The 14839-nt window shown below is 62.5% G+C and carries 12 protein-coding genes and 1 pseudogene; 9 read left to right on the forward strand and 4 right to left on the reverse strand.

Annotated features, from left to right (window positions below; all coding sequences use genetic code 11):
• The first annotated feature begins 84 nt into the window (after positions 1–84).
• Together FXB38_RS01430 and FXB38_RS01435 are read left to right on the forward strand one after the other, a co-directional pair.
• Entirely contained in the window at positions 85–1359 is a 1275-nt protein-coding gene (locus FXB38_RS01430; protein ID WP_148749000.1) for a serine hydrolase domain-containing protein, read from the forward strand.
• Between the two features lie 330 nt (positions 1360–1689).
• Positions 1690–3147: a sensor histidine kinase gene (locus FXB38_RS01435; protein WP_148749027.1), complete on the forward strand. Its 1458-nt coding sequence runs from the start codon at positions 1690–1692 to the stop codon at positions 3145–3147.
• Positions 3148–3151: 4 nt separating this feature from the next.
• Here the strand turns inward: FXB38_RS01435 and FXB38_RS01440 are convergent, their stop codons facing one another.
• Complete coding sequence (locus FXB38_RS01440) at positions 3152–3883, reverse strand: cytochrome c biogenesis CcdA family protein (protein WP_148749001.1); 732 nt, start codon at positions 3881–3883, stop codon at positions 3152–3154.
• Positions 3884–4091: 208 nt separating this feature from the next.
• Positions 4092–4358: a hypothetical protein gene (locus FXB38_RS01445; protein WP_027528892.1), complete on the reverse strand. Its 267-nt coding sequence runs from the start codon at positions 4356–4358 to the stop codon at positions 4092–4094.
• Between the two features lie 560 nt (positions 4359–4918).
• Here FXB38_RS01445 and FXB38_RS01455 point away from each other — a divergent pair.
• From FXB38_RS01455 to FXB38_RS01485, 7 genes and pseudogenes are all read left to right on the forward strand, one after another.
• Complete coding sequence (locus FXB38_RS01455; RefSeq protein WP_148749002.1) at positions 4919–5968, forward strand: LysR family transcriptional regulator; 1050 nt, start codon at positions 4919–4921, stop codon at positions 5966–5968.
• Positions 5969–5997: 29 nt separating this feature from the next.
• Positions 5998–6369: a helix-turn-helix domain-containing protein gene (locus FXB38_RS01460; RefSeq protein ID WP_014497036.1), complete on the forward strand. Its 372-nt coding sequence runs from the start codon at positions 5998–6000 to the stop codon at positions 6367–6369.
• Between the two features lie 365 nt (positions 6370–6734).
• Complete coding sequence (locus FXB38_RS01465; RefSeq protein ID WP_148749003.1) at positions 6735–8081, forward strand: L,D-transpeptidase family protein; 1347 nt, start codon at positions 6735–6737, stop codon at positions 8079–8081.
• Between the two features lie 108 nt (positions 8082–8189).
• Positions 8190–9005 (forward strand): enoyl-CoA hydratase, encoded by an 816-nt coding sequence (locus tag FXB38_RS01470; RefSeq protein ID WP_148749004.1) that lies wholly within the window; start codon positions 8190–8192, stop codon positions 9003–9005.
• A 247-nt stretch (positions 9006–9252) separates the two neighbouring features.
• A complete protein-coding gene (locus FXB38_RS01475; RefSeq protein ID WP_148749005.1) occupies positions 9253–9996 on the forward strand; it encodes an acyl carrier protein in 744 nt (247 codons plus the stop codon).
• Positions 9997–10101: 105 nt separating this feature from the next.
• Positions 10102–11109: pseudogene (locus FXB38_RS01480) on the forward strand (translation factor GTPase family protein); the annotation flags it as partial.
• 143 nt (positions 11110–11252) lie between these two features.
• Positions 11253–11540: a hypothetical protein gene (locus FXB38_RS01485; RefSeq protein ID WP_148749007.1), complete on the forward strand. Its 288-nt coding sequence runs from the start codon at positions 11253–11255 to the stop codon at positions 11538–11540.
• 161 nt (positions 11541–11701) lie between these two features.
• Here the strand turns inward: FXB38_RS01485 and FXB38_RS01490 are convergent, their stop codons facing one another.
• Both FXB38_RS01490 and FXB38_RS01495 read right to left on the reverse strand, forming a co-directional pair.
• The gene (locus tag FXB38_RS01490) at positions 11702–13216 is read right to left on the reverse strand and encodes an adenylate/guanylate cyclase domain-containing protein (RefSeq protein ID WP_148749008.1); all 1515 of its coding nucleotides are present in this window, start codon (positions 13214–13216) and stop codon (positions 11702–11704) included.
• Between the two features lie 482 nt (positions 13217–13698).
• A complete protein-coding gene (locus tag FXB38_RS01495; protein WP_148749009.1) occupies positions 13699–14778 on the reverse strand; it encodes an isocitrate/isopropylmalate dehydrogenase family protein in 1080 nt (359 codons plus the stop codon).
• Positions 14779–14839 lie beyond the last annotated feature (61 nt).

Here is a 14839-nt window from a genome sequence, read left to right on the forward strand (position 1 = left end):
GTGGGCTCGCGTTAAGCGCGACCCGCTTGGAATGGGGTCCCCATTTCGGCTATTACCTCCTGCAGAAACTGCCCGGAGGAACTGATGCTCGCCCCTACCCCCGCCTCGCCCGAATCCGTCGGCATGTCCAAGGCCGCGCTCGACCGCGTCGATGCACACCTGAAGAACCGCTACATCGATGCCGGCCGTTTCCCGGGCACGCATCTGCTGGTCTATCGCCGCGGCAAGGTCGCGCACAGTTCGGTCCAGGGCTTTGCCGATATCGAGCGCAAGGCGCCGGTCAAGGACGACACCATCTACCGCATCTATTCCATGACCAAGCCGCTCACCAGCGTCGCCTTCATGATGCTGGTCGAGCAAGGCCTGGTCGCGATCGACGAGCCCGTCGCAAAGTACATTCCGGAATGGAAGGATCTTGGCGTCTTCGTCGCGGGCACCTCACCCGCCTTCCTGACCCGGCCGCCGTCCCGGCCGATGCTGATCGTCGACCTCCTGCGCCACACGTCCGGGCTGACTTACGGCTTCCAGCAGCGCTCCAATGTCGATGCCGCCTATCGCGCCGAGAAGATCGGCGAGGTCGAGAAGTCAGGCACGCTCCAGACCATGATCGAGGCGCTGGCCAAGATCCCGCTGGAGTTCTCGCCGGGCGAGGCCTGGAATTACTCGGTCTCCACCGACGTGCTCGGCTACCTCGTCGGCAAGATCTCGGGCATGCCGTTCGAGCAGTTCCTGAAAACACGCATCCTTGATCCGCTCGGCATGACCGACACCGACTTCCACGTGCCGGCCTCGAAAGCGCATCGTTTCGCCGCCTGCTATTCCGCCGATCCCGGTGGCGGCATGACCTTCCATGCCGGCCAGCGACGCGAGGGCCTGACGCTCCAGGACGATCCGACCAAAAGCTCGTTCCTCTCGCCGCCCTCCTTCATCTCCGGCGGCGGCGGCCTGTGCTCGACGGTCGCCGACTATCTCACCTTCTGCCGCGCGCTGCTCAACGGCGGCGAGCTCGGAGGGGTCAGGCTGATCGGGCCGAAGACACTGGCACTGATGACGAACAACCACATTCCGGGCGGCCGCTTCCTTCCCGAGGTATCGCGCTCGCTGTTCTCCGAGGCGACCTATAACGGCATCGGTTTCGGCCTCGGCTTCGCCGTCACCATCCGCCCGGCGGAGACACTGATCGCCGGCAGCCCCGGCGAATATAATTGGGGCGGCGCGGCCACGACCTCGTTCTGGATCGATCCGGCCGAGGAGCTGATCACGATCTTCATGACGCAGGTGCTGCCGTCGAGCGCCTATCCGCTCCGCCGCGAGCTGCGCAGCATGATCTACGCCGCGATCACCGAGAGCAATCTCTGACCTTCCCAACTTTTGTTGCAACGGGCTTCGCGCATCATCGCGGAGCCCGCGACATCGCATCGAGAAGCCCGGATCGCCGGGCTCAGCGTGGCGGTCGTGGACGCCATGTGTCTTCTGCTCACCGCCATCAGCATGAGTTGAGACGGCGGCGATTGCGCCGCAAAAATCCTGTCTGGCCTGCTCGCCGGATGTGAAAATCATGGCGCAGCGCAAATCCTGCCCGTATGGTTTGACAAAATCATAATCCGGCGTCGCAGCGCTGGAACCGGGACGCCTGCGTTGTCAAAGCTCTCTTTGCCGGTCCGGCTCGCTCTCCTGGTGACGGGAACGATGTTGCCGTTGATCGTTTTCGCCGTCGGCCTCGCCTATTCCAACTATCGCCAGGACCGCAGCGACGCGACGCGCCGGGTGCTCGAGACGGTGCGAAGCATGCGCCTCGTGCTCGATTCCGAGGTGCAGCGGATGACGGGCGGCCTGCAGGTGCTCGCGCTTAGCGAGTCCTTGCACAGGGACGACTTCGACAGTTTCCGCCGCTCTGCAGTCGGGTTCATCAGCCAGTATGGCGAGGACAGCGTCCTGCTGCTGGCCGACAAGTCCGGGCACCAGCTGTTCTCGACGCTGACGACCGACACGGCGAGCCTGCCGCCGCGCAACAATCGCGATATCGTCGAACGAGTCTTCGCGAGCAAGACGCCGCAATTTTCCGACCTGTTCACCGGCTCGTCCAAGAAGCGCCCGATCGTCACGGTCGAGGTCCCGGTGCTGCGTGACGGCGAAGTCGTCTACACGCTCTCCTTCAGCCCGCCGATCGACATCTTCCAGCACCTGGTCGAACGGCAGCGCCCCGACGAGCAGTGGACGGTATCGCTGCTCGACAGCAAGGGCGTCGTGTTCGCGCGCGCCCCCAATCCGAACGAGACCTTCGGCAAGCAGGCTTCGCCGTCGCTCTATGAGGCGATGTTCCGCGCACCCGAGGCGGTTCTGTCGAGCGTGTCGCTCGACGGCGTGGCCCTCGCCTCGGCCTATGCGCGATCGCGGCTGACCGGCTGGACCGTCGCCGCCGGCGTCACCGAGAGCTCGCTAATCGCGCCGCTCTGGCGCGACATCGCGATCACCAGCCTGATCGGCGGCGTGCTGCTGCTGGTCGGCCTCACCTTTGCGGTCAGGATGGCGACCACGATCGCGCGCGGCGACATGCTGCACAATCTGCTGATCGAGGAGCTCAACCACCGCGTCAAGAATACGCTGGCGCTGATGCAGGCCATCGCAGTGCAGACTTTTCGCAGCGCCAGCCGCGACGAGCGGGCCAAATTCGAGGGGCGCCTCTGCGCGCTGGCCGAGGCGCACAATCTCCTCAGCCAGGAGAAGTGGGCGGGCTCGGAGCTGCGAGACGTGATCGCACGCGCGCTACAGCCGTTCCTGCTCGCCAATCCCGATCGCATCAGGATGGCCGGCCCCACCGTGCCACTGTCACCGCGGCTTGCCGTGGTGCTGTCGATGATCGTGCATGAAATCGCGACGAACGCCGCGAAATACGGCGCGCTGTCCAACGAGACCGGCCGGGTGACCCTGGACTGGGAGATCATGGAAGATGCGCCCAAGCCGCGGCTCCGGCTGATCTGGACCGAGACTGGCGGCCCGCCGGTGACCGCGCCGGTGCAGCGCGGCTTCGGCTCGCGCCTGATCGAGCGCAGCGCGCGCGACCAGCTCGGCGGCGAGGCAACGGTCGACTTCCTGCCGCGCGGCGTGGTCTGCACGGTCATCTGCGCGCTGGACGAGGAGCGGTGAACGCCTACCCGATCGTCTGCAGCGCCGGAAATGTCTCCAGCAGCCAGATGCTCACATTGGAGACGGCGCCGGTGAGGAAGCCGACGCCGGTGATGACCATCAACACGCCCATGGCGCGCTCGACATTGACGAGCTGGCCCTTCATGCGCGCGAACAGCTTTGAGAACTGCTCGATCATCAGCGCCGCGATCAGGAAGGGAATGCCGAGGCCGGCGGAATAGACCGCGAGCAGTCCCGCCCCCTTCGTCACCGTCGCCTCCGCCGCAGCGATCGAGAGGATCGCGGCGAGGATCGGGCCGATGCAGGGCGTCCAGCCGAAGGCGAAGGCGAGGCCCATCACATAGGCGCCCCAGAGACCGACGGGTCTTGGTGCAGTCAGGCGCCCCTCGCGCATCAACAGGCCGATCCGCGTCAGCCCGAGGAAGTGCAGGCCCATGATGATGATGACGATGCCGGCCAGGATCGACAGTTCCGCCGACCAGGCGCGGATCAGCCCGCCGACCAGCGAGGCGCTGGCACCGAGAGCCACGAACACCGTCGAGAATCCGAGCACGAACAGCAGCGCCGCCATCATGATCGCGCGCTTGGAGGTCGACGCCGGCTCGTCGCTTTCGACATGCTCGATCGTGGCGCCGGTGAGATAGATCAGATAGGGCGGAACCAGGGGCAGGACGCAAGGCGAGAGGAAGCTGACGAGGCCGGCAATCAGCGCCGCCGTAATCGAGACATTTTGCATGATGCAGTCGGAGCCATCCCGGGCCCTCGGGCAGCGCGCCGGGAATGGGCGCATGGCCGGAGCCAAACCGGCTCTGGTGTAGCCGATGCCGGGGAATGCGCAACAGAGGCGCGATCAAACCAAGGCTCCTCCCGATGCCGTCTGCGATCACAGATGCGGCATCGGGACTCGCACAAATCTCGCCAAAAAGCGAGATTCAGCGGCGCGGCTACTTCACCACGCGGAGCAGCGGACGCCGGGGCTGGTCCTGCGTCTGCTTGGAGGGGGGCAGCGGCTCGCTGGCAGCGCTCCGCAGCATTTCGTCGCACAGCGCCTTGAGGTCCGCACTGTCAATTCCTTTGAGCTTCATCCTGACATCGAGGATGACGATCGAGAGCAGCTCAGCCGACTCACGGCTGTTGCTCTCGTTGAGAACCTTGCGGCACTCCTCGAGCGTCTCGAGCACCGACTGCAACTGTTCGTCTGAATGCGACACGGCGTTCTTTCCGTTAGTTCGGGCTGCGAGACGTGCTTGAAACGATCCCCTTGGCCCCCAAAGCGAGCCAAGGATAGCATGAGGAGTCCGCGCCCTCGAAGATGATTTCAATGTGTTTCTGCGTCGAAACCGCAGTTCCAGATGGCTTTGCAAAGCGGCGCAAGTCGGAATGGCGAGAGCTGAAACGCTTGAAGCTGAAACGCTTGAAGCTGAAACGCTTGGAGCTGAAACGCCTGGAGCTGAAACGCCTGGAGCTGAAACGCTTGGAGCTGAAACGCCTCGGCCCGTGCGATCGATCCATCCCGCAAGCGCGCGCGGCATTTCGCACGCCACCCTCAGGTCCACTTGGACCCGGCAATCCCGCAGCCATGGCAAGGCTCGCAACGGAACGCACGTGTACCCCTCTTCCGGGCAACAACTAGCCCGATTCCCAACCCCAAGCACACTAAAATACCACTTCGGGCGCGGTAAGTATGGCGTTCAAAACTCACCGTTCCCCAACCCGTCGTGGTTGTGGTTTGCGCTGGATTCTGCCACTTTAGCGTTTCGAAGGGACTTGTATGCACTCCTTGGCGGAAAGGGGCGTTCCACTGGAGGAACGTCTAAAGACAAACATCAGCGGCCTCTCCGATTGGGATGCGGCCCGCATCTTCTTGGAAGTCGTTCGATGCGGCAGCTTCCGCTCGGCGGCCGAACGCTTGTCTCTGTCGATCAACGCTGTCCGCCGCCGGATCGATGATTTTGAGCGCCAGACCGGCACCACCCTGTTCACACGCGATGTCCACGGCACCCATCTCACCGATGAAGGCGCGCTGGTGGTCTCCGCTGTCGAGCGCATGGAGGCGGCGGCCTTCGACGTGTTGCGCACCAGCGATTCAACCGCCAACGCCCTCACCGGCGAGGTTCGCGTCGCCGTCACCGAGGGATTGGGCACCTTCTGGCTCGCCCCCCGGCTGGTGGAATTCCAGCAAGCCTATCCGAATATCCTGGTCGACCTGCATTGCGCGATGCGCTCGGCGGACGTTTCCCGCCACGAGGCCGACGTCGCCATCCATCTGTCGCGGCCATCGGCGCTCGACGTCAAGCTGGTGCGGCTCGGCCGCATGCATTTGATGTTCTGGGCTTCGGAAAAATACCTTGAAAAATATGGCACGCCGCACTCGGCGCTCGAATTGATCAAGCACCGCCTGGTGCTGCAATTCGCCGACCAGCTCGCCGCCAAGGAAACTTTCGAGAGCTTCTTCCCGGGCGTTCCGGAGCGTGACCTTCTGGTCATGAAGACCAACGTCTCAAGCGCCAATTACTGGGCTGTCGCGAATGGAGCCGGAATCGGCGTATTCCCGAGCTATGCCATTGCGCTTGGCGGGAAGTTGATTCCACTGGAGGTCGAGTTGAACCGACCGCTGGATATCTGGTTGTCCTACCACCCTGGTAGCGGCCGGATTCCCCGCGTGCGGCACATGATTGATTGGCTGATCGAAGCTTTCAATCCGGCTCGCTTCCCGTGGTTTAAGGAAGAGTTCGTGCATCCGCATGAATTCAAGGACTCGTATATGGGCGAACCCCTGACCCAGCTCTTCGGGGGATTTTCAACCGAAGAACAAAGGTGAAAACCAAAATGAAAGCAGCGGCGAAAAGGATGAAGCAGCGCAGTGCCGGCAAGCCGGACATCGAGCTTGGCAAGCGGATCCGTCTGCGGCGCGTCGAGATGAAGATCTCGCAGGCTGAGCTCGGCGAAAAGCTCGGCGTGAGCTTCCAGCAGGTCCAGAAATACGAGAAGGGCGTCAACCGCGTCGGCGCGGCTCGGCTTCAGCAGATCGCCACCGCCCTCGATGTGCCCGTGACCTTCTTCTATGACGGCGACAACAAGGCCCGCGAAGTCGAAAGCCTCCTGTTCCTGGACTCGGCTTTCAGCCTCCGCCTGCTGCGCGCCTACAGCAAGATCAAGGATCAGACGGTGCAGCGTCAGCTCGTCTCGCTGATGGAATCGATCGCGGCGAACGAAGCCTGATCGATCGACGGCCTGGCCTTCACGGCCAATGTTCAATCCGCCGCGTCGCGGGGGCGCGGCTGGATTGGGCGAGGCCCGATTGGCAGGATGAAGCCTGATTGGCAGGAGAAAGACGTGCGCACCTTATGCGCGCGGCCTTCGATTTTTGGGGCGGCATGACCGCCCCTTTTTTTGGTATTCGTCGCAGTTTACGCGAACCCGTCCCAACCTTGTTGCGACCTACTCGAGAGCCTCCGCGTTGGACGCGCGGGGGCCTCGATGCGCTTAATGGGACCGCAACCCTGATGCCCTAGCTTCCGCCGATTTCGCCGATCGGCGCACGCAGCACAGCGGCCGGGAATTGCCTCTTGGGGAAAACCAGACAGATGTCGAAACGCCATGCCGTGATCATTGCCATGGGCCTCATCGTCAGCGCCTCTGCGCTTGCGCAGACCGAGACCACGGGCCAGGCCGGGCCCAAGCCCGGCACCTCCGGCACCGTGCCGGCGGTCGCCAACCCGGCTCACGCCGCCGCGCCCAAAGCCGCCGCTGCGGCACCGGCTTCGACCGCCGAGAGCCGCTCGGCCGCAGCGCTCGCGCTGACGCATGAGCCGACCTATGACGAAGGCACCGCCCAGCGCATCAAGGACGCGGCGCTGAGCTATTCCGATATTGCGGTGCGCGGCGGCTGGCCGACGATCCCTGCGGACGCCAGGTTCGCGCCCGGCGTGCAAGGCGCCAACGACGACCTCCTGCGCAAGCGGCTGATTCTTTCGGGCGACCTCGCTGCCGAGAAGGCGAGCGGTGCTTTCGACCAGGATCTCGCGAACGGTGTGAAGCGCTTCCAGGCCCGCCACGGTCTTGCGCCGACGGGCACGATGACGCCGCGCACGCTCGCGGCCATGAACGTCACAGTGCAAAAGCGCATCCGGCAACTGGAAGCGTCGCTCGAGCGGCTCGAGAACACCAACTTCAGCTTCGGCACGCGCTATGTCGTGGTCAACATCCCCGCCGCCTTCGCCGAGGCGGTCGAGAACGACGTCGTGGTGCGGCGCTATCGCGTCATCGTCGGCAAGACCGAAAAACCGTCGCCGACGCTGACGGCCCAGATCACCGGCGTGGTGCTGAACCCGACCTGGACGGTGCCCTCCTCGATCGCCAAGACCGAGATCTCCGCACATATGCGCAAGGACCCGACCTATCTGTCGCGCATGCACATGGAGGTGCTCGACGGCCACGACAATCCGATCGATCCGCATTCGGTCGACTGGTCGGGCACGCACACGCCGAATTTCACCGTGCGCCAGCAGAATGGCACCTTCAACGCGCTCGGCGCGGTGAAGATCGACATGCCGAACTCCTATTCGGTCTACATGCACGACACCAACCAGCGCAATCTGTTCAGCGACGACTACCGCTTCGATTCCCACGGCTGCTCCCGCGTCGACAATGTGCGCGATCTCGCCGCCTGGCTGCTCAAGGACCAGCCGAAATGGAGCCGCGCCGCGATCGATGCGGAAATCGCCACCGGTCAGCACCAGGAGGTCGCGATGGCCAGGAAGGTGCCGGTGGCCTGGATCTATCTCACCGCGTGGATGACCAGGGACCAGTCCATCCAGTTCCGCAGCGACGTCTATAGCCAGGACGAGCAGTTGCTGGAGGCAACCGCCGAAGAAGCCGCGTTCTTCAGCAATGCCGGCAATCATCCGCTGACCGCGCATATGGCGCAGTAGACATGCAATCGCGGCACGGGCTGATGCAAATCCCCTCGCCCCGCCGCGGTTGACCTGGGCCTCGGCCCGGTCGCACATTGCGCCTCGTCAACGACAAGCGAGCGCGCGATGCCTGATCTCCCCCATGAAGCTCCCTACGCCGACGGCAAGATCATCACGGAGGTCGCCGACGGCGTCGGTGTGATCACCTTCAACAATCCCGACAAGCGCAACGCGATGTCGCTGGAGATGTGGGAGGGATTTGGCGAAGCGCTGACAGCCTTGCGCGACGACGATTCAGTGCGCGTCGTGATCATGCGCGGCGCCGGCGGCAAGGCGTTCGTCTCCGGCGCCGACATCAGCCAGTTCGAGAAAAACCGCCATAATGCGGCGGCCTCCGAGGAGTACGGCAAGCGCAGCGCCGCCCAGCGCGCGCTGCTCGCCGACTACCCGAAGCCGACGATTGCCTGCATCCAGGGTTTTTGCCTCGGCGGCGGCATGCAGGTCGCGATGCTGGCCGACATCCGCATCGCCGCGCACGACAGCCAGTTCGGCATTCCCGCGGCGAAGCTCGGCATCGCCTATGGCTTTGACGGCCTGCGGCACCTGGTGTCGCTCGTCGGCCCGTCCTGGGCGCGGCTGCTGATGTACACGGGCATGCGCATCGATTCCACCGAAGCCTTGCGCATCGGCCTCGTCGAGCGCGTGATCCCCGACGACCAGCTCTGGGGCGAGACCATGGCGATTGCCGCGACGATCTCGCAGAACGCGCCGCTTGCGATCAAGGCCGCCAAGATCACCATCGCGGAGGTGCTGAAGGACGAAAGCGCACGCGACATGACCGCAATCAAGGCGATCGGCACGGCCTGCATGGACAGCGCCGATTTTCGCGAAGGCCGGCAGGCCTTCATGGACAAGCGCAAGCCGCAGTTCCAGGGGAAGTAGCCTCGACGCCGGACGCACCACAAAGAACCTCGAAAACAACCCTATGCACAGTAGAAATTGCTCAACAATTTGGCTCGAGCTGATTTGAGCCGTGCGGCCATGAGATTTGACACGTCGGGCAAAACACCGGCAGAATAACATCATGACGCACCACGGCCGATGAAGACGGGCATAACGCCGCGGCGTTACGATTGGACCGAGTGCAACGAATGCTCCGATCACGGCAACCCGTCCGTTGGCGAAAAACATGAAAGACACGTTGAACTTCGTCGGCGACGGCGATGATGTGGACGTCATCCACGACGTTGAGCGAACCTTTGGGATCAAGCTGACCGACGCGGAAGCCGAGCAGACGCGGACCGTCGGCCAGCTTTACGATCTGATCGAAGTGAAACATCCGAACGCCGGAAGCAGAACGCAGGTTTGCCTTTCTCAAATGGCGTTCTACCGCCTGCGTCGAGCACTCAAAACCATGGGAATCGCGAGCGAGATCACGCCCCAAACGCCCATTTCAGTTCTTGAACGACTCGAGCCTCGCTCGATGGCTCCGAAGTGGCGACGGCTTGCGCAGGGTTCAGGCCTTGATCTTCCGAGTCTGGAAGCCTCTTTCCGGATGTCAGCGAGATGGCCGAGACCTTTCCGTTGGCCGGCCCTATTCGTATTGGGGCTGCTCGGCTGCCTGTGGCACGCCGTTGGGACCTCGTTGGACAATCTGCTTGTACTCTTCCTGGCGGCGGCACTCTGCTTTGGCTTTGGTTACGAGAGGTGGCTGGTCTCCCGGATCGTTCCGCGTCGCATCCTCACGATCGGCGAGTTGGCGCGGGAGGCGGCAGGCTGCAGTTTTGCGAAGCTGACCAACGAGAACAAGGAATGCGCGCCATTCGACAGATGGTTTGCGCTGACAGCGATCCTGCGCGGCATCACAGGGCACAAAATCACGATCACGCGGGAGACCACGTTTTTTGCCGAGCACGCGAAGCCGACGGCATAAGGCTCCGGAACAGGCCGGCTTGAGGGCTGATACGTCAAAATGATCTACTTGCCCGTTGAATGCTTCATCATCCAGCGCCTTCAAGAAGGCGGCTGGCGCGTCGTTCACCGCCGGGCCGACCTCACTGATCTGCCGATCGCCGACTTTGTTTCGCTCCGCGACGCTGAAGAATGGGTGAACTGGAAGTCCGGCCCTCCCAGAATCAATCCGTATGTCGCGGCGAACGAAATGTCCTCCCAGCCGCGGCTGATCGAGATCGCAATCGAGCCGAAGTCAAAGGCCGATGAGGAGAAGCTCGGCATTGCGCTGGCAAAGCTCGCGGACGAAGACCCTGCCTTCGAATTTTCGATCGATCAGGAGCCCAGACAGACCGTCTTGAAGGGCGTGAGCGAACTCCATCTCGACGCCATCCTCGAAACCATCAGGCGTAGCCATGACGTCGATCTCAGGGTTGGGGCACCGCAGGTGGCGTTCCTCGAGCGCATCACTCGGCCGGCCGAGGTGGAATATACCTACAAGAAACAGTCGGGCGGTTCAGGCCAGTTCGCTGCCGTCAAGCTGCGCGTCGAGCCGAACGAGCTCGGCAAGGGCTACCGGTTCGAGTCCAAGATCGTCGGCAGCGCGGTGCCGAAGGAATATATCCCCGGCATCGAAAAGGGGATCGAGAGCGTGCTTTGCGCGGGCGTTGTCGCCGGTTTCCCGGTGATCGACATCAAGGTCGAACTGATTGACGGAAAATATCATGACATCGACTCCTCGGCGCTGGCCTTCGAGATCGCCACACGTGCGGCGTTCCGAGAGGCGCTTCAGAAGGCAGGGCCGTTGCTGTTCGAGCCGATCATGACGGTGGAGGTGGCGATCCCGGAGGACTGTATCGGCCCCGTCATCGGAGACTTGAATTTGCGACGCGGCCAGATCCGGGGGCAAAAGAGGCGCAGCGCCACCGTCATCAGCGCGATGGTGCCGCTCATCGACATGTTCGGTTACGCGAATGACCTGCGCTCGATGAGCCAAGGTCGCGCGACCTTCACAATGCAATTCGATCACTATGCGCCGGCACCCTCGCCCGAGAACGATCCTCCATTTCGGCCCGCGATCGGGATGCGTGCTTGATCGACGCCCCGCGGGCCAGGATTGCGACGACGTCGCTCCCGTGAACACCCGTTCACCAAGATTAAATTCCTCGCCGCCTTGCGCTGCGATAGCAACCAATTGATCTGGCGCAAGTTCTCCCGCCACCAATGAGGGAGATCGCGATGACACTCAAACTTGCTGTTCTTGGTCTGGCTGCCCTGGGCAGCGCCGCGCTGGCGTCGGGACAAGCGCTCGCGGCGATGCCGAACGGCATTCCGCAGGCCGATCAGGTCGCAGGCGGTCCGGCCGCGCAGGTCGATCAGGTGCGGATGGTCTGCAACGCCTGGGGCCGCTGCTGGTGGCGCCCGAACTATTACGGCGCCTATGGCTATTACGGCGGCCCGCGACGCTTCTATGGCTACGGCCCGCGTCCGTGGGGCTGGGGCCATCGCCACTGGCACCGCTGGTAAAGGACGAAGGGGCCGTGAGGCCCCTTTTTCCTTAAAAGCGTCGCGGGCGGTCACTCGCTCAAAACCTCAATCAGGCGAAAGCGCTGCTGGTCGGAGTGGAGCGGACACTGTCATCAGTTCGGCCGTTATCGGCGGCTTTTTGCTGGCGGCATCAGCGGGGCTCACCTCCGTGTCGGAGAAACTCCAATCCGATGAATTTCCATCTTCTGGCCGACGCCCTTCAAGTTCTCGTAGTCGCGCGATGCCGGGCGTCCTTCGACGATGTCACTGACGCCGGGGGCTTCCATGACAGCTTCGGTCAGGCACACCTCGTTGACGGCGGCAAGCCCTTGCACGCGTGCAGCAATATTCACGTCCTGCCCGAAGTAATCAATCCGGTCGTTTAGCCGTACGGCAACCGCCCTGCCTCTGTGCACACCGACCTTGAGGCCTAGCGGCCGTGAAGCGGTTTGGTTGAAGTGCAACAGTTCTTCGATCATCTCGATGGAGGCACGGACAGCATCCTGTGGGCGCTCAAATCCGGCCATGACCGCATCGCCGATCGTCTTGATGATGGTGCCAGATCGTTCTCGAATGATCTTGTTCAAGATGTCGAAGTGCTGACGAACGAGAAAATAGGCATTCACGTCGCCAACGCTTTCATACAGCGGAGTCGAATCTTTCAGATCCGTGAACAGGTAAGTCATGTCGGAGACGGCGAGGCTCTCGCGCTCGTCCACCAACTGCGTCTTGTAGAGTTCGCCGAAGCACGGGGTGAGCAGTAACCGCTTGCCAGACAGAAAGGGCTCGTATTCGACCAGATGAGGCACGAACTGGGGAGGATACTGGAGGAACCAGAAGCGGCCGCGCTCGCTCGTGCGGTTCTCAATCACGACGGTATGCTTGCCTGGACTGACGTCGGTCGTCCGTCGAAAGGCAAAGAGTCCATCGCCCAGGACCATTTCTCTCGGCCCAATCGGTCGGTCCGGAACCACGAACCGACCCGATTCGAGTTGAATCTGCGTCCCTTGGGGTCCCGCCACGTCACCCTTGGCGAAGAAGACCAGGAGCAGCTTGTGGCTGAGGTCAAGCACCTCGAAACGGCCGGCTGTCACGTCAAACTCGAAGCTTCCGCGCTGCTCAGCCTCAACATCGGAAAATCCGCGTGAGAGCGCGGCGACGAGTTGTTCGTGCGTCATCCCATGTGGAGGCCTGAAGTCCCGGGAGAAATTGTAGCGCAGATAATAGTCCTGCACGGACAGCTGCTCAGGATGGCGGAAGGCAATGTCGCGGACGGCATCCGAGACCGTAAAGGCAACCTGGATGTAGTCGTCCAACGCCACGTCGTTGAGTGCATTGCAGAACTCGCACTGGAAGCGTGGATGGACCTGGTCCAGCTCACGAAAACTGCCTGCGACCTGTGGGCAATAGGCGCAGATGAGTAGCCACTGCATCTCGAACAGGCCGACCTTGGCGGCGTGCACAAACAGGTTGATTCCATCGGCTTCACTCAACCCGTTGACGGTCGCGTACTTGATCGGGTTGATCCGAAAGAGATCATAGTCGTCGCCGGTGTGAATAAAGCGCTCGAGGTCCTGGAGCACAGACGGCGGCCAGTTCGCAGCGGATTCAAGCTCGCTCAAGCGCTGCGTCAGCACGCTTTCGTTTATAGAAGCAGGGTTCAATCCTCTCGACATGCCAGCTCCGATCGCAATTGCCGGCCTTCGCGGCCGTTGATCAAAAGCCACCCCTTACTGAATGTACCTGATTGAGGCCAAGAGGTCCGGATATTTTGGCAAGTTGGTCTGGTGCAGCGCCGATAAACCGTCTTCGAAGCCTTCAACACCATTGGCGTTCACGGCGAGCCGATCAAAGATGCGCCGGAGCGGCGTCTTTGGTAGGTAAATACCCTTTTCACAAAATACGGAAAACCTTGGCCGCCAATACGCCCATGCAGCCGGACATCGGCTTATGCCCCATCGCGTTCGAGATCGACACGTCTTGACGACCTTGATGACAAATTCGAGCAATTCGTCTGCGAGCACGGGACCGTCGCCGAAAACAACGGTAAGAGTTCGACTCGCGGAGAGTCCCTCTCACCCGAATTCGCGCTTCGCTCGAAATTCGACCTCTCCCCGCAAGCGGAGCGAGGTGAAAGCGCCCCGCCGTCCGATTACTTCTACAGCGCGGAGAGCACCGCCCTGGTAATATCCGCCGTGCCATTGGTGCCGCCAAACTCGATCGGCTTGAGGCCGGCGGCATAGACCTGATCCACCGCGCTCTCGATCTGCTCGCCGGCTTCCGCCGCGCTCTCGACGCCGTGCTTGTCGGCGAGCCAGTCCAGCATCATCGCCGCAGACAGGATCATGCCGGTGGGATTGGCCTTGCCCTGCCCCATGATATCAGGCGCGGTGCCGTGACACGGCTGGAACACGGCGTATTTGTCGCCGATGTCGGCCGACGGTGCCATGCCGAGGCCGCCGATCAGGCTCGCGGTGATGTCGGAGACGATGTCGCCGAACATGTTCTCCATCACCATCACGTCGAAATCCCAGGGACGCTTGACCAGCATGGCCGAGCAGGCGTCGACATAGAGGCGATCGGTTTTCACGTCGGGATGCTTCTTCGCGATCTCGTCGAAAATGCCGCGGAAGAACGCAAAGGCCTTGAACACGTTCGCCTTGTCGACGCAGGCGAGCGCACCCGGCTTGCCGCGCGCCTTGCGCCGCTCGGCGAGGCGAAACGAGAAGTCGAACAGGCGTTCGGAGGTCCTGCGCGTGATCACCATGGTCTCGCGCGCATCTTCATGGGTGACCACGCCCTTGCCCATCGAGGCGAACAGGCCTTCGGTGGACTCGCGGATCACGACGAGATCGATGCCGCGCTTGTCAGCGCCGACGATCGGGCTCGGCACGCCCGGAATGAGCCGCGCCGGGCGCACGCCCGCGTAGAGATCGAAGATGAAGCGCAGCTCGATCTGCGGTGCGATCTCGGTATTGTCGGGATAGCGCACCGACGGCAGGCCGCAGGCACCGAGCAGGATCGCATCCGCTTCCTCGCACAATTTGATGGTGGAATCCGGCATCGACTTGCCGGTCGCGAGATAATTGTTGGCGCCCGCGGGCGCCTCGGTGAAGCGGAAGCGCAAATCCGACTTCGTCTCGATCTTGCGCAGCACCTCAATCGCGGGCGTCATGACTTCGGGGCCGATGCCGTCACCGGCGAGCACGGCAATGTGGAAGGCGTTGTTTGCGGACATGAGTGATCCCTAGGCGAACAAAAGAAAGGCCCGTCATTGCGAGCGAAGCGAAGCAATCCAG

It is taken from the genome of Bradyrhizobium cytisi (genome assembly GCF_008123515.1).
Classification (GTDB): domain Bacteria; phylum Pseudomonadota; class Alphaproteobacteria; order Rhizobiales; family Xanthobacteraceae; genus Bradyrhizobium; species Bradyrhizobium cytisi.